Annotated in this window: 19 protein-coding genes, 2 tRNA genes and 2 pseudogenes; 15 read left to right on the forward strand and 8 right to left on the reverse strand. The window is 51.2% G+C overall.

Features of this window, described 5'->3' with window-relative positions; translation table 11 throughout:
• Nucleotides 1-103 precede the first annotated feature (103 nt).
• The gene (gene ldtA / locus RYZ59_RS16345) at nt 104-1,030 is read left to right on the forward strand and encodes a L,D-transpeptidase (protein ID WP_137382347.1); all 927 of its coding nucleotides are present in this window, start codon (nt 104-106) and stop codon (nt 1,028-1,030) included.
• Nucleotides 1,031-1,053: 23 nt separating this feature from the next.
• Here the strand turns inward: ldtA and RYZ59_RS16350 are convergent, their stop codons facing one another.
• The 4 genes from RYZ59_RS16350 to RYZ59_RS16365 form a co-directional block, all read right to left on the reverse strand.
• A complete protein-coding gene (locus RYZ59_RS16350) occupies nt 1,054-1,743 on the reverse strand; it encodes an ABC transporter ATP-binding protein (RefSeq protein WP_137382346.1) in 690 nt (229 codons plus the stop codon).
• A gap of 10 nt (nt 1,744-1,753) precedes the next feature.
• The gene (locus RYZ59_RS16355; RefSeq protein WP_318049550.1) at nt 1,754-3,442 is read right to left on the reverse strand and encodes an iron ABC transporter permease; all 1,689 of its coding nucleotides are present in this window, start codon (nt 3,440-3,442) and stop codon (nt 1,754-1,756) included.
• Nucleotides 3,426-4,463, reverse strand: coding sequence for an extracellular solute-binding protein (locus tag RYZ59_RS16360; protein ID WP_271455287.1), 1,038 nt, complete (start codon nt 4,461-4,463; stop codon nt 3,426-3,428). The genes RYZ59_RS16355 and RYZ59_RS16360 overlap by 17 nt, the downstream gene beginning before the upstream one ends.
• Nucleotides 4,464-4,698: 235 nt before the next feature.
• Nucleotides 4,699-5,571 (reverse strand): LysR family transcriptional regulator, encoded by an 873-nt coding sequence (locus RYZ59_RS16365; RefSeq protein WP_318049544.1) that lies wholly within the window; start codon nt 5,569-5,571, stop codon nt 4,699-4,701.
• Between the two features lie 107 nt (nt 5,572-5,678).
• On the opposite strand from RYZ59_RS16365, the gene RYZ59_RS16370 reads away from it, so the two are divergent.
• The 5 genes and pseudogenes from RYZ59_RS16370 (at nt 5,679) to RYZ59_RS16385 (ending at nt 8,016) form a co-directional block, all read left to right on the forward strand.
• Entirely contained in the window at nt 5,679-6,866 is a 1,188-nt protein-coding gene (locus RYZ59_RS16370; RefSeq protein WP_318049543.1) for an MFS transporter, read from the forward strand.
• Nucleotides 6,867-7,017: 151 nt separating this feature from the next.
• Nucleotides 7,018-7,227, forward strand: coding sequence for a 2-hydroxymuconate tautomerase family protein (locus RYZ59_RS16375; RefSeq protein ID WP_137382341.1), 210 nt, complete (start codon nt 7,018-7,020; stop codon nt 7,225-7,227).
• Between the two features lie 68 nt (nt 7,228-7,295).
• Nucleotides 7,296-7,358 (forward strand): annotated as a pseudogene (locus RYZ59_RS24800) (helix-turn-helix domain-containing protein); the annotation flags it as partial.
• 121 nt (nt 7,359-7,479) lie between these two features.
• A pseudogene (locus RYZ59_RS16380) lies at nt 7,480-7,683 on the forward strand (PbsX family transcriptional regulator); the annotation flags it as partial.
• Entirely contained in the window at nt 7,684-8,016 is a 333-nt protein-coding gene (locus RYZ59_RS16385) for a type II toxin-antitoxin system PemK/MazF family toxin (protein ID WP_318049540.1), read from the forward strand.
• A gap of 74 nt (nt 8,017-8,090) precedes the next feature.
• Here the strand turns inward: RYZ59_RS16385 and RYZ59_RS16390 are convergent.
• Nucleotides 8,091-8,166: transfer RNA gene (locus tag RYZ59_RS16390), tRNA-Asn, on the reverse strand.
• 99 nt (nt 8,167-8,265) lie between these two features.
• The gene (locus tag RYZ59_RS16395) at nt 8,266-9,753 is read right to left on the reverse strand and encodes an EmmdR/YeeO family multidrug/toxin efflux MATE transporter (protein WP_318049538.1); all 1,488 of its coding nucleotides are present in this window, start codon (nt 9,751-9,753) and stop codon (nt 8,266-8,268) included.
• A gap of 160 nt (nt 9,754-9,913) precedes the next feature.
• On the opposite strand from RYZ59_RS16395, the gene RYZ59_RS16400 reads away from it, so the two are divergent.
• Nucleotides 9,914-9,989: transfer RNA gene (locus tag RYZ59_RS16400), tRNA-Asn, on the forward strand.
• A 104-nt stretch (nt 9,990-10,093) separates the two neighbouring features.
• Here the strand turns inward: RYZ59_RS16400 and fhuE are convergent.
• Nucleotides 10,094-12,280, reverse strand: a complete 2,187-nt coding sequence (gene fhuE, locus RYZ59_RS16405) for a ferric-rhodotorulic acid/ferric-coprogen receptor FhuE (protein WP_318049536.1) — start codon at nt 12,278-12,280, stop codon at nt 10,094-10,096.
• A gap of 348 nt (nt 12,281-12,628) precedes the next feature.
• Here fhuE and hinT point away from each other — a divergent pair, with 348 nt between their 5' ends.
• The 8 genes from hinT (at nt 12,629) to RYZ59_RS16445 (ending at nt 18,674) form a co-directional block, all read left to right on the forward strand.
• Nucleotides 12,629-12,988: a purine nucleoside phosphoramidase gene (hinT, locus tag RYZ59_RS16410; RefSeq protein ID WP_005121105.1), complete on the forward strand. Its 360-nt coding sequence runs from the start codon at nt 12,629-12,631 to the stop codon at nt 12,986-12,988.
• A gap of 2 nt (nt 12,989-12,990) precedes the next feature.
• Entirely contained in the window at nt 12,991-13,365 is a 375-nt protein-coding gene (locus RYZ59_RS16415) for a YcfL family protein (protein WP_137382959.1), read from the forward strand.
• A gap of 22 nt (nt 13,366-13,387) precedes the next feature.
• Nucleotides 13,388-14,020, forward strand: a complete 633-nt coding sequence (gene lpoB / locus RYZ59_RS16420; RefSeq protein WP_318049624.1) for a penicillin-binding protein activator LpoB — start codon at nt 13,388-13,390, stop codon at nt 14,018-14,020.
• A complete protein-coding gene (thiK, locus tag RYZ59_RS16425; RefSeq protein WP_318049534.1) occupies nt 14,001-14,825 on the forward strand; it encodes a thiamine kinase in 825 nt (274 codons plus the stop codon). Before lpoB ends, thiK begins: the two co-directional genes overlap by 20 nt.
• Nucleotides 14,826-14,835: 10 nt before the next feature.
• Nucleotides 14,836-15,861, forward strand: a complete 1,026-nt coding sequence (nagZ, locus tag RYZ59_RS16430; protein WP_202038895.1) for a beta-N-acetylhexosaminidase — start codon at nt 14,836-14,838, stop codon at nt 15,859-15,861.
• Nucleotides 15,862-15,882: 21 nt separating this feature from the next.
• On the forward strand, nt 15,883-16,425 hold the full coding sequence (ycfP, locus tag RYZ59_RS16435; protein WP_137382956.1) for an alpha/beta hydrolase YcfP: 543 nt from the start codon (nt 15,883-15,885) through the stop codon (nt 16,423-16,425).
• A gap of 236 nt (nt 16,426-16,661) precedes the next feature.
• The gene (gene ndh / locus RYZ59_RS16440; RefSeq protein ID WP_318049529.1) at nt 16,662-17,966 is read left to right on the forward strand and encodes an NADH-quinone dehydrogenase; all 1,305 of its coding nucleotides are present in this window, start codon (nt 16,662-16,664) and stop codon (nt 17,964-17,966) included.
• 168 nt (nt 17,967-18,134) lie between these two features.
• Nucleotides 18,135-18,674, forward strand: coding sequence for a glycine zipper 2TM domain-containing protein (locus tag RYZ59_RS16445; RefSeq protein WP_318049525.1), 540 nt, complete (start codon nt 18,135-18,137; stop codon nt 18,672-18,674).
• Nucleotides 18,675-18,730: 56 nt separating this feature from the next.
• Here RYZ59_RS16445 and RYZ59_RS16450 read toward each other — a convergent pair whose 3' ends face one another.
• Nucleotides 18,731-20,911 (reverse strand): TonB-dependent siderophore receptor, encoded by a 2,181-nt coding sequence (locus RYZ59_RS16450; RefSeq protein ID WP_318049524.1) that lies wholly within the window; start codon nt 20,909-20,911, stop codon nt 18,731-18,733.
• Nucleotides 20,912-21,037 lie beyond the last annotated feature (126 nt).

A 21,037-nucleotide genomic window follows, 5' to 3' on the forward strand; every position in this document is an offset into this window, starting at 1 on the left:
CTTTAAGGCGGGGTTTTTTCTGTGCATTCTCGTCGTAACCCCCTAAAACAGATAAAAAAGCTATACTTAACGGATGTCTGCTGCGACGAAGGAAAGGAAAAAGATGCGTCGTGTAAAACTGCTGTGTGCTCTTGTTATGCTGCTCGCGAGTCAGGGATCGCAGGCGGTGAGCTACCCATTGCCTCCTGAGGGCAGCCGCCTGGTGGGAAGCCCTTTGACGATAACGATTCCCGCTGGTAACACTCAGCCCCTGGAGGCTTTTGCCGCACAGTATGGACAGGGATTGAGCAACATGCTCGAAGCCAATCCTGGTGTGGATGTGTTTCTGCCAAAGTCGGGTTCGACACTGGTGGTGCCACAACAATTGATATTGCCTGATACCGTACGTGAAGGCATCGTTATCAACGTCGCGGAAATGCGGCTGTACTATTACCCTGAGGGCGCCAATACGGTAGAGGTGTTACCTATTGGTATTGGGCAGGCCGGGAGGGAAACGCCGCGCAACTGGGTCACGGCGGTCGAACGTAAACAGGAAGCACCAAGCTGGACGCCCACGGCAAATACCCGGCGGGAGTATGCTGCTCGTGGGGAAAGCTTACCGGCGTTTGTGCCTGCCGGGCCAGACAATCCGATGGGACTGTACGCTATCTATATCGGCAGGTTGTACGCCATTCATGGTACTAATGCCAACTTCGGTATTGGGCTACGCGTGAGCCAGGGCTGTATCCGTCTGCGTAATGACGACATCAAATACCTGTTTGATACTGTGCCGGTTGGCACGCGTGTTCAGATTATTGACCGACCGGTAAAATTCAGCACCGAGCCAGACGGTAGCCATTGGGTTGAGGTTCATGAACCGCTGTCCCGCAATCGCTCCGAATATGAATCTGACAGAAAGGTTCCGCTGCCCGTCACCCCCGTTTTGCGTACGTTTATCAGCGGGAATGACGTGGATGTGAATCGTGGGAATCAGGCGCTGGAACGCCGTTCCGGGATGCCGGTGAATATCAGTCTGGTGCAGACGCATTAGCGATGTCACTACGCGGCTCTTTCTTAGCCCTGGCTTTGGTGGGCCGCTTTTTTAAGCTGATACTGACCCATTTTCACAAAACCGATATGGTCCGCCATCAACTGAGCTTCGTGCTCGCTGTGGGTAACCAGCAGCGCGGTCTGGCCGGCAGCCCGTAAAATATCCCGAACCTCATTACCAAGGCGTTCGCGTGTGCGCTTATCCAGGCTGGAGAAGGGCTCATCCAGCAGTAAAATTTCCGGGTGTGGCGCCAGCGCGCGGGCTAACGCGATGCGCTGCTGCTGCCCGCCAGAAAGCTCATGGGGGTAGTGGTTAGCATGGCTGTGCAATTCCACCATTTTCAACAGCTCTGTCACTCTGGCCTGTTGCGCTTCGCGTGGCATACGCCGTAAACCGAAGGCCACGTTTTGTTGCGCTGTCAGATGAGGGAATAAGGCGTATTCCTGAAAGACCATGCCGACATGACGTTTTTCCGGTGGCAAATGAACGCCGGGGCCAGCGATACGCCGCTCTGAGACATAGATCTCTCCATACTGCAGTCGTTCAAAACCGGCAACTGCACGCAACACCGTTGTTTTCCCACAGCCTGAAGCGCCAAGCAGGCAGGCAATTTCCCCTTTGCGTACCGACATTGAGAATCCGCTCAGGACCGGGTGCTGGCTGTTGCCGTAGGCAACGTGCACGTCCTGGAGTCGTAATGCGATTTCTGACATTGTTACTCTCTTAACCACGGCGAGTCATCTGGTGACGCACCAACAATATAACGGGCAGTGTACCTGCTAAAACAATCAGCAGCGCGGCGATCGCGCCTTCTTCATAGGTTCCGCGGGCAGCTTCTGCATACAGCAGAGTGGCCAGCGTTTCGAAATTTACCGGGCGCAACAGCAGCGTGGTTGGCAGTTCTTTCATCGCATCGGCAAAAACCAGCAATGCGCTGCTCACTAATGCCGGACGCAGTAACGGAAAATGAACGCGGGCAAATGTTCCGGCACCGTTTTCGCCGAGCAAGCGTGAAGCCTGTTCGAGTGACGGCGGGATGCGGCCCAGACCGGAGTCCAGCGCGCCGATGGCAATTGCCTGGAAGCGCATCGCACAGCAAATGACCAATAAAATACCGGCAGACATCAGCGGCAACCCGCGAATATCCAGTAAGTCGGCCAGCCAACGATCGACAGCCATCGCTGGGGGCAAAAAACCAATCGCCAGAATCGTTCCGGGCACCGCATAACCGAGGGAGGCCAGACGCATCACGCCACGACGAAAGCCTGGCATCGCGTTATCTGCCGCGCTATGGCGTGCGCTCCAGGCTACCAGCAAGCTGACGCAAATCACCACCAGCGTGGTGCCTGCTGCCAGCGAGAGCGTATTTTGTAATGCTGAAAGCAACGAGGCGGACAGTGGGCTTGTGTCCCCTAAGCGTTTGGCACTTTCCCACATCAAAAAGAGAACCGGGGCCACAAAGCCCAATATAACCGGTAGAGAAATGACAGCGCCGAGTAGCCAGCCACGCCAGCCGTGCACGCGAGTAGGTTGGATTTCCCGCAGACTGCGGCTGCTGAATCCTTGCTTTCTGCGTCCGTAAAATTCCAGCGTCAGAATGAAGAAGATAAACATCAGCATCATGCAGGCGATTTGAGCGGCGGCGGATAAATCAGAGCGAGAGATCCACGTGGTGTAGACGGTAACGGTTAACGTTTGTACGCCGAGGAACTCCGATGCACCAATATCGTTGAGCGTTTCCAGAAGTGCCAGGCTGATGCCGACAGCCAGTGCCGGGCGTGCCATTGGCAGGGCGACCCGGAAGAACGTCCCGGCAGCGCTGCATCCCAGCGTGCGGGCAGCCTCCAGTAAATGGGCCGGCTGACTGATAAAGGTGGCACGGGTCGTCAGATAGACGTAAGGATAGAGCACTAAACCGAGCAAAATAATCGCGCCGGAAAGCGAACGCAAATCCGGTAGCCGGAACTGTCGTGGACTGTCAAAGCCCAGCAGGAAGCGGATAAAGGTTTGCAGAGGGCCGATCGGATGCAGCAGATCGAGCCAGGCAAAGGCGACGATGTAGGTTGGCATCGCCAGCGGCAGCAGCAACGCCCAACTGAGGATCTTACGTCCAGGAAAGTCCCATGCTGTGACGGCCCAGGCGCTGCCTACGCCAATCACGCCAACCAACACGGCAACACCGGCTAACAGCAGCACGGTATTTTTTAATGCTGCAGGTAGCACAAACGTAATGAGATTGTCCCAGTGCGATAAATCCGACTGGGTAGCTTGCCAGATAAGCGCAATGATGGGAGTCAGGACGCCAAGCGCAATGCAAAGCGCCCCAAGGTGCAACGGCGTTAATAATGACTGCGGCCCGGAAACCAGGCCGCGTAACGTCGGAAACTGCAGAAGTTTATTGATCGAATCCAACTTTATCTACCAGCAGACTTGCTTGTTTACGGTATTTCACGATTTCGGTTAGCGGAATTTTATCGACGTCGATCTCACCAATTGTGGCGTTGATCACTGGGTCGAGAGTGACACCTTTCAGTACCGGGTATTCGAAGTTCGCTTTCGCGTACTGCTGCTGGGCAGGTGCGGAAACCAGATATTCCATCAGCTTAACGGCATCGGCTTTATTGGGGGCATAGCGTGCTACTGCAGCGCCGCTGATATTGACGTGCGTGCCGCCATTTTCAAAGGTTGGCTTAACGACTTTTATTGCATCGCCCCACTGACGCGCATCGCTGCCTTCTTTGGCGTTTTTCATATGGCCGACGTAATAGGAGTTCGCCAGGCCAATATCGCAAATACCCCCGAGGATATCGCGGGCAACATCACGGTCGCCGCCAGTCGCTTTACGTGCCAGATTCGCTTTTACGCCCCGCAGCCATTCTTCCGTTTTTGCTTCGCCGTGATGCGCGATCATGGCGGCAATCAATGCAGTGTTATACGGGTGTTGTCCGGAACGGATACAGACTTTACCTTTGTACTCAGGGTTGGCGAGTTGCTCGTAATGCCAGTTATCAATTGGCATTGACTTCTCGGCGTACAACACACGCGCACGCATAGACAGCGCAAACCACTGGTTATCTGCACCGCGGAGATTGGCCGGAATAGCCGCTTTCAGTGCTTCTGATTCTACGGGTTGTGTCACACCCGCTTCGACTAAATCGATAAGGTTCCCGGCGTCAACGGTCATCAGCAGGTCGGCAGGGGAGTTTTTACCTTCCGCTTTAACACGTTCTAGCATGCCGTCTTTGATATAGACCGTGCTGACTTTTATACCGCTGGTTTTCGTCCAGCTATCAAGCAGGGGCTGAATCAGGCCCGGTTCACGGGTGGTATACAGCGTTAACGCATCCTGGGCGAAAGCCGGCAGGCTGACAGAGAGGACCAGAGCAGAAGCAAGCGTGATACGGCGCAGTCCAGTGCGAGGCAGAGCATTCATCGTTTATATCCCAGCGTAATTGGAACGTACAGTGACCCGAGCAGGGGCTCATTTTTTGCCTGCGTACAATAAATGATAATCACTAGCAATTACAATCATTGCAAAGTGTAAATAATTTACATTTACATAACTTTAATCAACGGTGTGAAGCGGCCTGTCCCTGTGATGGATAAGATATTTAGCATCCATGAATACACTGGGTTGCCGGCTGCCTGGCGTTACCCGACGCAATCACTTAAGCCTGTGTAATAAACGAGACAAAGCGATTAAGCACCCGGCTGACTTCGCGGCTTTTTAGCCATATCATCATGGTGTTCACGTTACCTATCTGTGGCGTAATCGTATGACTGCGGATAGGGAAGTTATTCTCATACTGTCTGACAACACTCTCCGGCAACAGCGCAATCCCCATCCCGGCACTCACACAACCAAGGATCGCCTGAAAAGAGCCAAATTCCAGAGGATCGGCGTAATCGACCCCCTGTAGGCGCAGCCATTCTCCCAGGCGGGAGCGATAGTTACACCCTTTAACAAAGACCAGCGGTCTTGTCACCTGGAGGTCAGCACCAGTAATGACATTCTGGTGCTCTGCCGCCGTTACCAGTACCAGCGTTTCCTGACATAACACATGTGATTGCAGGGGCGAATTTTCCATATGCAGCCCCTGATGATCGGCAACGAATGCGATTTCCAGTTCATTGTTCAGAATGTGTTGCACCAACGCCTCAGTAGGGGAGGTTTTCAGGTTTAACTCAATGGAAGGCATTTCGCGGTGGAAATTCGCCAGGATCGAAGGGAGACGTACCGCTGCGGTCGTTTCCATTGCACCAATACGCAATGGCCCTGCCACTTTTGTTCCCAGCATCGACAATTCTGCTTCCTCTAGCAACGCCAGAATTTTGTTGGCGTAGCGCAGAAGCAGCTCGCCCTCAGGGGTAATGTAAAGTCGATTTTTCTCGCGCACAAACAGAGAGACATCAAGGCTGGCTTCCAGCTGTTTAAGGCGGGTTGTGACATTCGAAGACACGCAGTGCAGACTACGTGCAGCAGCGGATATGGAGCCCGTTTCCGCCACCGTTTTAAACAAGTTCAGAGAGGTACTGTTCATAGAAGCATCACTCAAAGTGAATGTTTTCGTCATTTTTATTAACTTTTTATTATCATTTCCTTGTGTAAGATAACAATCAAACTTAATTCGTCTTTTGAGGCCAAAATATGGATCTCGATCACAGTGCTGTTGGCCTCCGTCAGTTGAGGACTGCTGTATTTGGTATGATCGTCTTGACCTTAGGAATGGGCATTGGGCGCTTTTTATATACGCCTATGCTTCCGGTTATGCTGCATGAAGGACTGTTTACCTTTTCACAATTATCTATAATTGCCAGCGCCAACTACGCAGGTTACCTTGTTGGCAGTCTCCTTTTTTCTTTTGGTATTTTTAGCGCGGTCAATAAGCTAAGAGTGTCGTTACTGGTCTCAGCACTACTTACCGTCATGCTGATTTTTTTGATGGCGAAAGTGACCCAGGCAGAAATTATTTTGTTAATCAGGTTCCTCGCCGGTGTGGCAAGCGCGGGAATGATGATATTTGGTTCAATGCTGGTCCTTCAGCATACCCATAATCCTTTTGTTATCGCCTCTTTGTTTTCGGGCGTAGGAATGGGCATTTTTATCGGTAATGAATATGTCATTGCTGGCGTATCCTACACTTTAAATTCACATGTGTTGTGGATTGGCGCAGCCATCATTTCAGCGATACTTTTCGTCATACTGACGATGCTATTGCCGAAAGATAAACATATGATCCCCCCAGTAAAAGCTGCCGCAGGCGCGGAGTCGGATATCCAGTGGTGGAATTTAGCCTTACTGTATGGCCTGGCGGGGTTCGGTTATATTATTGTCGCCACGTATTTGCCGTTAATGGCCCGGGGTGTTGGCAACACTTTTTTAGCCGACCATATCTGGTCTATTGTCGGTCTTGCCGTTATTCCTGGCTGCTATGGCTGGCTATGGGCGGCTCGCAAATGGAATATATTATTCTGCCTGAGCATTAACTTAATTGTGCAAGCGAGTTGCGTAGTCATGGCCATATTTATTAACTCGCCACTGCTGTTAACCATTAGCTGCATTGGATTTGGTGGCACATTTATGGGTACAAGCTCATTAGTCATGCCGCTGGCTAGAAAAATAAGCGCGCCCCAAAAGATTAATCTCCTCGGTCTTGTTACGCTGACATATGGGGTGGGGCAGATCCTTGGCCCATTAGTCGTCAGTGTCTTTCAGAGTAATAAAAATGGCATGACTTACTCCATATTGCTGGGCGCCGTCTCGTTATTTATCGCCGCAGCGATTAGTTATTTACAATACAACAAAGGTAAATATTCTGGTTGTTTTGGAAAATAATGATATTAGTTATATTTCAGCTAATAACCTTAATAACTCTTCCGACAGAATTCGTTTTCAAAAGCAGTACGGCTCTGTTCTGCTGTTTAACGGGTTTGCGTTCTTCTATCTGTGCGCATTTCCCATAATTATCTGGTTTACAGGAGTTTTTATGCCCTACGTAAATATTAAGATCACCAAAGAAGGTGCTACCGATAAACAAAAGAAACAGCTGATGGAAGGGGTTACTCAGCTACTGGTGGATGTGCTTAACAAAAATCCTAACACCACTATTGTGGTTATCGACGAAGTCGAAACGGATAACTGGGGGATTGGAGGCGTACCGGTGACCGAATTGCGTAAAAAAGCCAGTAAAGAGTGAATCTGATGGCGGGGGGCGCTGATGTCAGCTTGTGATAGAACAATCGGCCTTAAGAGGGTGTCGATGAAAGATTGATTGCTGAAGTGTTAGATGTTGCGCCTGAAAATATCTGGCCTTTGCGCTACCGCTGATGTTCATGCGGCGCAGCCCGGATACGGAAGCTGCGCCGCATTTTGTTTATCTGATCCTTCATAATCCTTTGAACCACAAAAACAGTTTGCTATTATCGACCTTCTTACCACGAACTAAGCTCCCGCCGCGCTGAAAACGCTGGAGCTGTCGACGGACAGCGAAGTAGGTATGACCATTGATAATGGCTGCCTGATTATTGAACCCCAGAAACGACCTCGTTATTCGCTTGAGGAACTGCTGGCGCAGTGCGATCCGCACGCCGAAATGAGTGAAGAGGATCGGGAATGGATTGATGCGCCTGCGGTGGACAAGGATCTCTTGTAAATGGACAGAGGGGAAATCTGGCTCGTCTCACTGGAACCTACAGCCGGACATGAACAAAGCGGAAAGTGTCCGGTGCTTATCGTATCGAAGACATCATTTAATAAGTTCACCCGGCTACCCGTTGTCGTTCCCGTCACCAGCGGCGGAAACTTTGCCCGCGTAGCCGGTTTTACCGTCTCCCTGGACGGGGCGGGAACCAAAACAACGGGCGTTATTCGCTGCGACCAACCCAGAACGATTGATATGGGAGTCCGGAACGGTAAGTGTCTGGAACGTATACCCGACGCTGTCGTAAATGAAGTACTGGCCCGACTGGAAGCCATTCTAAGCTGAGGCTTTCGGTGTGATTAACAAACGTAGAAAAGCAAAAAGCCCGCTTAAGTTTCCTTAAGCAGGCTTCTCAAATATGGCTCCTCTGACTGGACTCGAACCAGTGACATACGGATTAACAGTCCGCCGTTCTACCGACTGAACTACAGAGGAATCGTGTGAACGGGGCGAATATTAGCGATGCCTGTCTGCATTGTCAAAGCCTGAATGGATATTTGCGATCGTTTGCTGAAATATTCTTCATTTCGTCGCTTATTCAGACGCAGACGGTTGTTTTATACACTTTTCACGTTCAGGACGAGGGTATTTCCACAGCCAACGGCCTGTGACCATTCGCCAGTAAAATAACGCGGCCCGTACTGCCCAGTCGAAGAACATCCCCATCCAGACGCCAACGACACCCCAGCCTAATACGATCCCGAGGGTGTAGCCGGCGACAACACGACAGCCCCACATCCCCAACATGGAGACCCACATAGCGAAACGGGCGTCACGTGCACCTTTAAATCCAGCAGGAAGAACCCATGATGCTGCCCATATCGGCATAAATGCCGCGTTCAGCCAAATCAGGATGACAATGACCTCTTTTACATCCTGATCGTGGGTATAAAACGAAGCCATCAACCCAGCAAACGGGGCGGTTAGCCAGGCGATGGCAGTTAATCCGATTGTGGAGAGCCAGAATACATGTCGCAACTGGATTTCCGCCTGAGCAATCTGTCCATTTCCCAGACGTCTGCCGGTAATGATGGTAGACGCGGAACCTAAAGCGTTTCCCGGCAGGTTGATCAGTGCCGCTATCGAAAAGGCAATGAAGTTACCGGCAATGACGCTGGTACCCATACCCGAAACAAACATCTGCGTAAGTAACTTGCCACCGTTAAACAGGACTGACTCTATACTGGCAGGAATACCAATCCCCATAACTTCCCAGATGATGGCAAGATTCAGCGGTTTAAAATAGCTCTTCAGGGGAATGCGCAGCGCGGGGTTAAATCCAATCATCAGCACCCCTATAATGGCGATGGCACCAATGTAACGTGAAATCGTCAACCCCAGACCTGCGCCGACGAATCCCAGCCCTTGCCAGGAAAAAATGCCATAGATCAGGATGCTACTGATGATAATGTTCAGGATATTCATACCACCGTTAATCAATAACGGTATTTTGGTATTTCCGGCACCGCGCAGTGCGCCGCTGCCAATTAACGCAATTGCCGCCGCAGGGTAGCTGAGCACGGTTAATTCCAGATAGGTTAGCGCCAGCGCTTTTACATCAGGGGTGGCTTCTCCTGCCACGACATCAATAATCTGCTCACCGAAAGAGTGAATCACCGCCGCCAGTACAACAGCAAATATCGTCATGATCACCAGTGATTGTCTGGCTGCGGCTCTGGCGCGTCGGCGATCGCGCTTTCCGAGACTAAAAGCAACCACCACCGTCGTGCCAAGGTCGATGGCGGCGAAAAATGCCATGATGACCATGTTGAAACTGTCGGCAAGCCCGACGCCTGCCATCGCTTCTTTACCCAACCAGCTTACCAGGAAGGTGCTCAGTACTCCCATCAAGAGTACACAGGTGTTTTCCAGAAAAATGGGGACAGCAAGCGGGGTAATTTCGCGCCAAAAGAGAACTTTATAACGCTTGCGTTTGGCATACCAGGGCGTGCGGGATGCGACCTGGCGTAAGGCTGCGGAGACGTTCAAAGTGGACCTTAATGAAGAAAGTTGAAACCTCATTTCAAATGATGAGGGAGAATCAAAAAAGCTGCAAAGTTTTTTCTATTTAAAATGTCTGTAAATGCAACAAACTGTCGAGAGAAGCATCAATTGCTCCTCAATGTAGGAATTGGGGTTTGACAAAAGTTTTTTCGCCGCTAAGATAAGCCTCCACAACGATTCCTCTGTAGTTCAGTCGGTAGAACGGCGGACTGTTAATCCGTATGTCACTGGTTCGAGTCCAGTCAGAGGAGCCATATTTAAGAAGCCTGCTTAAGGAAACTTGAGCAGGCTTTTTGCTTTTTAGCTTTTCGGTAAATCCACCTGACATGCAGGTGGATACTTTACAGACTGGGTATTATCAGAACTGGTAGCTGGCGGTGAGGCTGACGTTACGCGGCTCACCATAGACGATAGAGCCTTCGACATTGGTATCGTAGGTTTTATCGAACAGGTTGTTGATATTGCCCTGGATGGCGAAGTTTTTCGTTACCTGGTAGCGAGTGAATAAATCCACCAGCGCGTAGCTTCCCTGTTCTGCACGGAACGTGCCGTATGGCGTCACGGTATCGCTATATACGCGATTCTGCCAGTTAACTCCGCCCCCCACGGTCAGTGCCGGCAGGGCTGGCAGGTTATAACGGGTGAACAATTTTACCGTAGTTCGCGGCAGGTTCGGATTGACGGCATTGCCTTCGTTATCATCCGCAACGTACCGCGTTGCGCCGAAAGTCATCTGCCAGTTATCCGTGAGCGCACCGTTTACTTCGAATTCAACGCCTTTGCTGACCGTTCCATCCATCGCTTTATAGGCGGTGTCGCCATTGCTACCGGCGATTGGTACGCCGGTTGATTGCGCCACGTTATCCTGCTCAATGCGGAATACAGCGAGGGTGGTGGTTAAACGGCTGTTCATCCAGTCTGATTTCAGACCAACCTCGTAGTTGTTGCCGGTAATCGGGGCGAGATATTTACCGGAACTGTCGCGTTTGTTCTGCGGCTGGAAGATAGAGGTATAGCTGGCGTAAGTGGACCAGTTATCATCGATGTCATATACCAGACCCGCATACGGCGTAGTGTGGTTTTGTTCCATGCTGTAGGTCAGGGTATCGATACGCCAGTTGGTATAACGCGCGCCGACGATCAAATGCAATGGGTCGGCCAGCGAAATGCGTGTCGCGGCGTACAGCGATTTCATGTGCGTGGTATCGTCCTGGGCCAGTGATTGTGGATTCCAGTTGGTTTCCGGGAAGTTACCGTCGTAGGTATAGAAGCTACCTATTTCGTTAGGGAATACATTTGCCCACGAGCTTTCATAACGGTTATTTTGCTTGCTGTAACTGCCGCCCAGCATCAGGTTATGCTGACGACCAAACAGGTCGTAGCCACCATCGGCAAAGAGATCGACGGCATCGATTTTTCGCTTGCCGCTGTTCCAGCCTGTTCCACCAACATAATCATAGCCCGGTCCATAGTTGCCATAGGGACCAATCAGTGTGCCGTCAGCTTTATTAACGTAAGCGTCGACGTACATCATCTTGCTGTCGAACTTGACCTCGGAGTGTGTGGCATTCAGGGTTGTTTGCCAGGTATCCGCGAAACGCTGTTTGAGTGTCACGAAGACTTTGTTGATGTCCTTGTCATTGTAGGTCCAGTCCGGCGAGGTACTGCGCGAGCGGTCGTAGCTGTTTTTGCTGCCATCGGTATTCCAGCGCGGCAAGCCGCCCCAGGTTGGACTGTTGATATCAATACGCTGGTATTCGTAACCTGCCGACAGGCTGGTGGTGTCGCCCAGATCGGCATCGACAATCCCCGAGAAAAACATTTTTTCATTGTTGTAGCGGTCAAGCCAGGAATCGTTATTTTGATAACCCGCCACGATGCGAGCGCGTACGTTGCCATCTGCCGTCAATGGGCTTTGCAAATCAGTTACATAGCGTTGTTTATTCCAACTGCCGTATTCCGCGGAGACATTCCCCGTGAACTCGCGGCTGGTGGCATGTTTACGGATCATGTTAATCGATGCCGAAGGATTCCCCGTGCCGGTCATTAAGCCGTTTGCACCACGAACCACTTCTACACGTTCAAACAAGGCCGTGTCAGAAAGGGCATCGCCGAGGTTCCAGCGGGATTCAAAATAGGTCGGGATCCCATCAACCATATAGTTATCAATCTGAAATCCGCGCGAGTAATAGCTGCTGCGATCGGAATCCGCCTGGCTTTTGCTTATCCCCAACGTGTTGTCCATCACATCGCCCAGCGTCTGGAGCTGCTGATCTTCCATACGCTGCTGGCTGACGATGCTGACAGATTGCGGGATATCTCGCTGTGTCATCTGCATTTTTGTGCCTGCGGATGTCGATTTAACGCTGTAATCCTGTTCATCACTGGATATGGCGGAGGCTGAACCATCAACGATCACCGTCTCTTCTGCCGAGGCGGCGAGGCTGGTACAAGGCAATAACGCAGCCGCGATGCAGGCAGCCAGGAGGGATGGGACAATGGCAGAACGATGCTGTTCGTCCCGATAGTGTGTTGTGAAAGACATCGGAAAGTCCTTGATAATTATTAATATTAAGTTCGAACTACGTGAGTGCGTAATGAACTCTTTGGCTGTTAATTATTTGTCTTGCATGAGAATGCAAATGCGAAATATACGCATTCATATTCAATGTGTAAACAAATGCTACGCATAAATGAAATATTGTTTCAGTACTATGTCTGAGCGATAGCGCCGGGAAATGGTTATAAGAACAGCACTGGCAGGGCTTTTTGCTTAAAAAATCGAGGGTTAAAGTTGAAAGAGCGTGAGTAACTCGCTCATACTCTATACTCGCAGAGTCACCCGGCGTAGCATGGCACAACGCATGGGCTCTAAATGAAAAAGGAAAACGTCGTGGCAGAAGAAACTATATTCAGCAAAATTATTCGTCGTGAAATACCCTCGGACATCGTATACCAGGATGAGCTGGTCACTGCGTTTCGTGATATTTCGCCTCAGGCACCAACGCATATTCTGATCATCCCGAACGTTTTAATCCCAACCGTCAACGATGTGACGGCAGAGCATGAGCAGGCGCTGGGACGAATGATCACCGTGGCGGCGAAAATCGCTGAGCAGGAAGGCATTGCCGAAGATGGATACCGTTTGATTATGAATACCAACCGTCACGGCGGTCAGGAGGTGTATCACATTCATATGCATCTGCTGGGTGGACGTGCGCTTGGTCCAATGCTCGCGCATAAAGGTCTTTAATAATGACCAGAGGATGCATTGCGCTTACGTTGGGTCTGCTGTTGCTGGCTGGCTGCCGTTCACACCCGGAAATTCCGGTCAGTGATGAACAGTCTCTGGTGATGGAATCAACAATACTGGCGGCGGGTATCACCGCAGAGCCGCCTGAGTTAACAACGTCTGATATTCAGGCCTCTGCATCCTCACGACTCTATAACGAAAGACAAGAACCTGTCACCGTTCATTATCGGTTTTACTGGTATGACGCCAGAGGGCTGGAGATGCACCCTCTGGAAGCGCCACGCAGCATCACTATTCCGGCTCGTTCGTCGGTAACGCTGTACGGCAGCGCCAATTATCTGGGGGCGCACAAGGTTAGGCTTTATCTTTATTTGTAAGGGGTGAATCTTGAAGATCAAAATGAATCGCTACGCATTGATTGCCGCGCTGGCGATGTTTCTCTCTGGTTGTGTGGCTCAACGTGAGCCAGCGCCGGTAGAGGAAGTGAAGCCGGTGCCGGAACAGCCTGCGCAGCCGCAACAGCCAGTTCCGGTGGTACCAACGGTGCCAACCATACCGCAGCAGCCGGGGCCGATTGAACACGAGGACCAAACGGCGCAGCCAACTCCACGTCAGCGTCATTATGACTGGAACGGGGCAATGCAGCCGATGGTCGGCAAAATGCTGCAGGCTGAGGGTGTGAAAGCTGGGGGCGTACTGCTGGTTGATAGCGTAAATAACCGTACCAACGGCTCGTTAAACGCGGGTGAAGCCACCGAGACTTTGCGAAATGCGCTGGCGAATAATGGTAAATTTACCCTGGTTTCTGCGCAGCAGTTGGCAGTAGCCAAGCAGCGGTTAGGTTTGTCGCCGAACGACAGCCTGGGAACACGCAGCAAAGCGATTGGTATTGCCCGTAACGTTGGCGCTCAGTATGTGCTCTATTCCAGCGCTTCCGGTAACGTCAATTCACCTGCGCTGCAAATGCAATTAATGCTGGTACAAACTGGCGAGATAATCTGGTCAGGTAAAGGTGCCGTTCAGCAACAATAACAGACTGACGCGCGATGAAGTTCTGTCGCGCTATTTCCCGCAGTATCATCCCGTCGTAACCAGCCAAAGCGGTTTGAGCGGCGGGAGCTGCATCATCGAACATCAAGCCCACCGTTTAGTGTTGCGCTGCCATCACGATCCTAACGCGCCAGAATCGCATTTTCTACGCCAGTATCACGCGTTAAAACATCTGCCTGAGAATCTTGCCCCCAGACCCCGTTTTTATACGCGGGGGTGGATGGCAGTCGATTTTTTTCACGGTAAGGTAGAATCCAGATTACCGGAAGCCGACGAACTCGCAGGCTTACTGTATTATTTGCATCAGCAACCCCGTCTGGGCTGGCGAATCAATCTGTTGCCACTGCTTGAGCAGTACTGGCAGTGTAGCGATCCGGCGCGCCGAACGCCGCGCTGGTTGCAACTGCTAAAGCGGCTAAGAACTAAAGGTGAGCCGCGTCCCTTACGTTTGGGACCATTGCATATGGATGTTCACGGCGACAATATTGTACGCACGGCGTCAGGACTGCGGTTAATCGACTGGGAATACGCCGGAGACGGTGATATTGCTCTGGAACTCGCAGCAGTGTGGGCCGTGGATGAATCCCAGCGCCGACAGCTGGTAAATGCCTATGCCAAACATGCGCATATTGAACCCGATGTCCTGTGGCGGCAGGTTAGACGTTGGCAGTTGTGGGTGATGATGCTGAAGGTGGGATGGTTTGAGTATCGCTGGCAACAAACCGGCGATCGACAATTTATCAGGCTGGCCGATGAAACCTGGCGGCAGCTAACAATAAAAGGATAAGGAGAGCAGTGTGGGCCCAGTAATGTTGGATGTCGAAGGGTATGAGCTGGACGCTGAAGAGCGTGAGATTCTGGCGCATCCACTGGTAGGCGGGTTAATCCTCTTTACCCGAAATTATCATGACCCGGAGCAGCTACGTGAGCTGGTTCGCCAGATTCGTGCCGCGTCGCGCAATCATCTGGTGGTGGCAGTGGATCAGGAAGGGGGGCGCGTCCAGCGCTTTCGTGAAGGTTTCACCCGTCTACCTGCGGCGCAATCTTTTGCTGCACTGCATGGGCTGGAAGAGGGAGGCAAACTGGCTCAGGAAGCGGGATGGCTGATGGCCAGTGAAATGATCGCGATGGATATTGATATTAGCTTCGCGCCCGTTCTGGATGTGGGGCATATCAGTGCTGCGATTGGTGAACGTTCTTATCATGCCGAACCCGCGAAAGCGTTGGCGATGGCAACCCGCTTTATTGATGGCATGCATGCGGCCGGAATGAAAACGACCGGTAAACACTTCCCCGGACATGGTGCAGTGACGGCGGATTCGCATAAAGAAACGCCAACCGATCCGCGTTCTGAAGCCGAGATCCGTGCGAAAGATATGTCGGTATTCCAGACGTTAATCACTGAAAACAAACTGGATGCAATTATGCCAGCGCACGTCATTTACAGTGATGTCGACCCGCGACCCGCGAGCGGTTCACCCCACTGGCTGAAAACCGTGCTGCGCCAGGAGCTCGGTTTCGACGGCGTGATTTTCTCCGACGATTTGTCGATGGAAGGCGCAGCAATTATGGGGAGCTACGCAGAGCGCGGGCAGGCATCGCTGGATGCAGGTTGCGATATGATCCTGGTCTGCAATAATCGTAAGGGTGCGGTCAGCGTTTTAGATAATCTGTCGCCGATCAATGCAGAACGTGTTACACGTTTGTATCATAAAGGTTCATTTTCACGTCAGGAACTGATGGACTCGGCTCGCTGGAAGACAGTAAGCGCCCAGCTCAACCAGCTTCATGAGCGTTGGCAGGAAGAGAAAGCAGGTCATTAACGCAAGTTTGGCGAGGATGCGATGATTATCTATTTACACGGTTTTGACTCTAACAGTCCGGGCAACCACGAGAAAGTATTGCAACTGCAATTTATTGACCCGGATGTCAGGCTGATTAGCTACAGTACGCGGCATCCTAAACATGATATGCAGCATCTGCTGAAAGAAGTGGACAAAATGTTGCAGCTTAATGTGGATGATCGACCGTTGATTTGCGGCGTTGGGCTGGGGGGGTATTGGGCTGAACGGATTGGTTTCCTGTGTGATATTCGTCAGGTGGTGTTTAACCCTAACCTGTTCCCGTATGAGAATATGGAAGGGAAAATCGACAGGCCGGAAGAGTATGCGGATATCGCCACAAAATGTGTGACCAACTTCCGTGAGAAAAATCGCGATCGCTGCCTGGTTATTCTGTCGCGCCATGATGAAGCCTTGAACAGCCAGCGTTCGTCGCAGGAGCTGCATCATTACTATGAAATTGTATGGGATGAAGAACAAACCCATAAATTCAAAAACATCTCCCCGCATTTGCAGCGCATCAAAGCGTTCAAGACGTTAGGTTAATCTTTACCGAGCGTTTAGAAAACCAGCCTTCGGGCTGGTTTTTTTATCCTAAAAGTCTGGGTTGTCTATCTTTTCAGCATCAAAACTTGATACACATCAATTTTGGTATGACCAATGCACCGTTCGTGTTATTCTCAGTCTCGAAGAACATTTTCATTGTCGTAACTTGTTGTTAATTAAAGGCTATGCGTATAACTTTTAGTTAACAATTGGTTAATAAATTTGAGGGGGTCACGTTGACTACACCATTGAAAAGGATCGTGATTGTCGGCGGCGGTGCTGGCGGACTGGAAATGGCGACGCAGTTGGGTAAAAAACTGGGTCGTAAGAAAAAGGCAAAAATTACGCTGGTAGACAGAAACCACAGCCACCTGTGGAAACCGTTGCTGCACGAAGTGGCAACAGGATCGCTGGATGAAGGTGTTGATGCGCTGAGCTATCTGGCACATGCCCGTAACCACGGGTTCCAGTTCCAGCTGGGTTCGGTGATGGATATCGATCGTGAAGCGAAGACCATCACGATTGCTGAGCTGCGAGACGAGAAAGGCGATCTGCTGGTCCCTGAGCGTAAAGTGCCATATGACACGCTGGTGATGGCGCTGGGCAGTACGTCCAATGATTTCAACACGCCGGGCGTCAAAGAAAACTGTATTTTCCTCGATAACCCGCACCAGGCGCGTCGCTTCCACCAGGAAATGCTGAATCTGTTCCTGAAATATTCCGCAAACCTGGGCGCGAACGGCAAAGTGAATATCGCTATCGTCGGTGGTGGTGCAACGGGGGTAGAACTCTCTGCTGAGCTGCACAATGCGGTAAAACAGTTGCACAGCTATGGTTATAAAGGGCTGACCAACGAAGCGCTGAACGTCACACTGGTGGAAGCCGGGGAACGTATTCTGCCAGCGTTGCCGCCACGGATCTCCAGTGCTGCGCATAACGAGCTAACTAAACTGGGCGTACGTGTCCTGACTCAGACGATGGTAACCAGCGCTGACGAAGGTGGGTTGCACACCAAAGATAGCGAGTACATCAAAGCCGATCTGATGGTGTGGGCAGCAGGTATCAAAGCGCCAGACTTTATGAAAGAGATTGGTGGTCTGGAAACCAACCGTATCAACCAGCTGGTGGTTGAACCGACCCTGCAGACGTCGCGCGATCCGGACATCTATGCGATTGGTGACTGTGCTTCCTGTGCGCGTCCGGAAGGGGGTTTTGTGCCACCGCGTGCCCAGGCTGCGCACCAGATGGCATCCTGCGCGATGAACAACATTCTGGCACAGATGAACGGTAAACCGCTGAAAGCGTATCAGTATAAAGATCACGGTTCTCTGGTTTCTCTCTCCAACTTCTCTACCGTGGGTAGCCTGATGGGGAACCTGACGCGTGGCTCAATGATGGTGGAAGGGCGTATTGCGCGCTTTGTCTATATTTCACTGTACCGTATGCACCAGATTGCGCTGCATGGTTACTTCAAAACCGGCCTGATGATGTTGGTTGGCAGCATTAACCGTGTGATTCGTCCGCGTCTTAAACTGCACTAATACTGGCTTGTAATGCCGGATGAAATGCTTCATCCGGCACTTTCTTTCAGAGTTCTCTGAATCATGCTGCTTTCCCCCCTATCCCCGCGATTTTCATCCGTAATCTGATTGGCATTATTTACCTTCTGTTGCAAAGTTGTTGCTAATAGCAAAAAAGGAGGAAGTCCCGTGAATAAATCAATGTTGGCGGGTATAGGGATTGGCGTAGCTGCTGCGCTGGGTGTGGCAGCGGTGGCCAGTCTAAACGTTTTTGAGCGTGGCCCACAGTTTGCACAAGTCGTCTCTGCAACACCGATTAAAGAAACGGTAAAAACACCGCGCCAGGAGTGTCGTAACGTGACGGTTACTCACCGTAAACCTGTACAGGATGAAAACCGTATTGCCGGTTCCGTGCTGGGTGCGGTTGCCGGGGGCGTAATTGGTCATCAGTTTGGTGGTGGACGCGGCAAAGACATTGCGACCGTTGCCGGTGCGTTAGGTGGCGGTTATGCAGGTAACCAGATTCAGGGTTCAATGCAGGAAAACGATACGTACACGACTACACAACAACGTTGTAAAACGGTGTATGACAAATCAGAAAAAATGCTGGGCTACGACGTAACGTATAAAATTGGCGATCAGCAGGGCAAAATCCGTATGGATAAAGATCCCGGTTCGCAAATTCCGCTGGATAACCACGGCCAGTTGGTTCTGAATAACAAGGCGTAAAATAGCGTTATCCTGAACATTAGCCCCCCATCGCTCAGGCTGGGGGGCTTTTTTTATTAGAAGGTTAAGGCATAGTTCAAACCAAAGGTGCGTCCCCGGCCTTTGTATTCATACAATGATGGACTGCCATAAGTCGGGCTGTAGAGTAACGGTGCACGCTGTCCCCAGAGGGTGGTGTACTCTTCATTCAGCAGGTTCTCAACGCTAAAGGTCAGTTTACCCAGCGGGAGCTGATAGCTGCCGATAAAGTCCATCGTATTGTACCCATCCAGCTTGTTGCCGCTGGCGTCGCTAAGGTCAAATGTCTGCTGACTCTGCACACGCAGCGACCACGGTTCCGGTGCCCAGCCAACCCATGCGGTGGCTTTAGATGGCGAAGCCAGAGTGACATCCCATTTTTGCCATTTACCGTTTTGCTTCACTTCCGATTTAATGATGTTGAAGTTACTTCCCAGACTCCAGTCCGTATCAGCAATGAAATAATCCACCGCGCCTTCAAGGCCATAAATCCGGCGATCGTCGGGCTTTACGTTAATGGTCATATCGTCGCGGTTAACGGCGATCGATTTATCAGACGTGGAATAGTAAGCGGCGAGCTGTGTACGCAGATTATCGCCGGTGTAGCGCCACCCCAGTTCATAAGAGTTAACTTTAATGCCTTCCAGGCGTGAATCCGCTACGTTAACGCTGCGCTGGAGCTGATAATGATCGCCAACCAGCGAGTAGGTACCGTTGCCATAGTATTTTCCAGGGTCGGGAAGTTCCACACCTTGAGAGAAGTTGAACCAGGTCTGCTGGCGATCGGTCAGGTGTGCGAGGATGCCCGCGTTAAACAGGAAGTTATCATAGTCTGCTTTGCCACCTGGGATACTATCAGCAGAGTTCGCCAGGCCCGTTGCGATGCCTTGTTGCTGCGTATAGCCGACAAAATCATCAACGCGGTTTTCAGTCCACTGGTAGCGGATACCGCCGCTGAGCGTAAAGATGTCATTAATGTCGTAGCTGTTTTGCAGGAAAGGCGCAAAGTTGGTGATGCTGTAACCGGGATAGCGCCCGGTGGTGTAGGCCGTTCGGTTATCCATACCGCCAGAGGGGAGGGAATAAGCCAGATCGAAGAATTCTTGATTGGAATCGAATGTTTCGTGATCGGCGTCGATACCCCATGTCAGCTCCCAGTTTTCCATCAGCTGGCTGTTGAGGGTGATTTTGGCACCAAACTGGTCAGTATCCTGTTGTGATGCGGAGAAACTGGTGACCTTACCTTTGCTCAGCGTAGGGAAGGGATAGAATTTAAGTGATTCGTCACGGTAATAGATCTGGCTGACCAGATTCTGGCCGAAGAAATTGGCATCGGAATATTGCAGACTGATCAGATGCCGTTCCGTGCCGGGGATTCGGTCGGAATTGAGACCGCTGCTGGTAGTAGCGTTACCGGTTCCCGTCACGGCGGACATGTTCTCGCCGAGATCCAGTCCGTAGTCGTCATCGCCCTGGCTTTTGTAGTACTGCGTAACCAGCTGCAACTGGCGGTTGTCATCAAGCTCAATCGTCCCGGTACCCATCAGGTCCAGGCGGTCGGAATGCTGCAAACCGGTTTGGGTATTATCGAGCATTAAGGCGTCGTGGTTGGCATCATACCACCCCCCAAACCGTTGATAAGCGACAGACATGCGTCCGGAAGCGCGGTCGGTTCCTCCGCTAACTGCGGCGGCAACCCGTTCGTCATGATCGTTACTGTTGTTGAATCCGCTTTTGCTGCCCAGCTCGAGTTCAACTTCACGCTCAGGCTGACCTTTTTTGGTGACGATGTTGATCAAACCACCGGTACTTCCGCCGCCATACAGCGATGTTGCCCCGGAGATAACTTCGATGTGGGCAATATTAAACGGATCAATGGCGTCGAGCTGACGGCTGTCGGTGCGGGAAGAGTTGAGACGAACACCGTCAATAAGCACAACGATGGCGCGACCACGCATGTTCATCCCGTAGTTGGTCCGTCCCTGGCTGCTGACGTCGATTCCGGGGATCAACTGAGCAAGAACATCCTTAAACTCTTTCCCCCCCTGAACCTGCTGTTCAATCTCTCTGCCTTCGATAACCCATGTAGTTTGTGCCATTTGAGACACAGTACGTTGGCTACGGTTGGCGCTGACGATGAGATCTTCTTCTTCTGCCGCCATTGCCGGTAGGGTTAAAGACAGTAACAGAGGATTGAGCACCCAGAGATGCTTATTCATTTGCATTCCTTATAAAATTTGTTGGTCTGTTTTTATTTTTACGGCATGGAAACCGATCGTTACATTATGAAACAGGTATTAAGGCGAATGCGAATATTGCTGATAATGATTGATATTATCAATGCA

Source organism: Citrobacter sp. HN-141, assembly GCF_033341895.1.
Classification (GTDB): domain Bacteria; phylum Pseudomonadota; class Gammaproteobacteria; order Enterobacterales; family Enterobacteriaceae; genus Citrobacter.

Bases quoted from the DNA above. Each gene is read 5' to 3' on its own strand.
- lpoB (WP_318049624.1), top strand. From the start codon at position 13,388: ATGAATCGCTACGCATTGATTGCCGCGCTGGCGATGTTTCTCTCTGGT.
- RYZ59_RS16360 (WP_271455287.1), bottom strand. From the start codon at position 4,463: ATGAATGCTCTGCCTCGCACTGGACTGCGCCGTATCACGCTTGCTTCT.
- ycfP (WP_137382956.1), top strand. From the start codon at position 15,883: ATGATTATCTATTTACACGGTTTTGACTCTAACAGTCCGGGCAACCAC.
- RYZ59_RS16375 (WP_137382341.1), top strand. From the start codon at position 7,018: ATGCCCTACGTAAATATTAAGATCACCAAAGAAGGTGCTACCGATAAA.
- RYZ59_RS16450 (WP_318049524.1), bottom strand. From the start codon at position 20,911: ATGAATAAGCATCTCTGGGTGCTCAATCCTCTGTTACTGTCTTTAACC.
- RYZ59_RS16365 (WP_318049544.1), bottom strand. From the start codon at position 5,571: ATGAACAGTACCTCTCTGAACTTGTTTAAAACGGTGGCGGAAACGGGC.
- RYZ59_RS16395 (WP_318049538.1), bottom strand. From the start codon at position 9,753: ATGAGGTTTCAACTTTCTTCATTAAGGTCCACTTTGAACGTCTCCGCA.
- RYZ59_RS16350 (WP_137382346.1), bottom strand. From the start codon at position 1,743: ATGTCAGAAATCGCATTACGACTCCAGGACGTGCACGTTGCCTACGGC.
- RYZ59_RS16415 (WP_137382959.1), top strand. From the start codon at position 12,991: ATGACCAGAGGATGCATTGCGCTTACGTTGGGTCTGCTGTTGCTGGCT.
- RYZ59_RS16370 (WP_318049543.1), top strand. From the start codon at position 5,679: ATGGATCTCGATCACAGTGCTGTTGGCCTCCGTCAGTTGAGGACTGCT.
- fhuE (WP_318049536.1), bottom strand. From the start codon at position 12,280: ATGTCTTTCACAACACACTATCGGGACGAACAGCATCGTTCTGCCATT.
- ldtA (WP_137382347.1), top strand. From the start codon at position 104: ATGCGTCGTGTAAAACTGCTGTGTGCTCTTGTTATGCTGCTCGCGAGT.
- RYZ59_RS16385 (WP_318049540.1), top strand. From the start codon at position 7,684: ATGGACAGAGGGGAAATCTGGCTCGTCTCACTGGAACCTACAGCCGGA.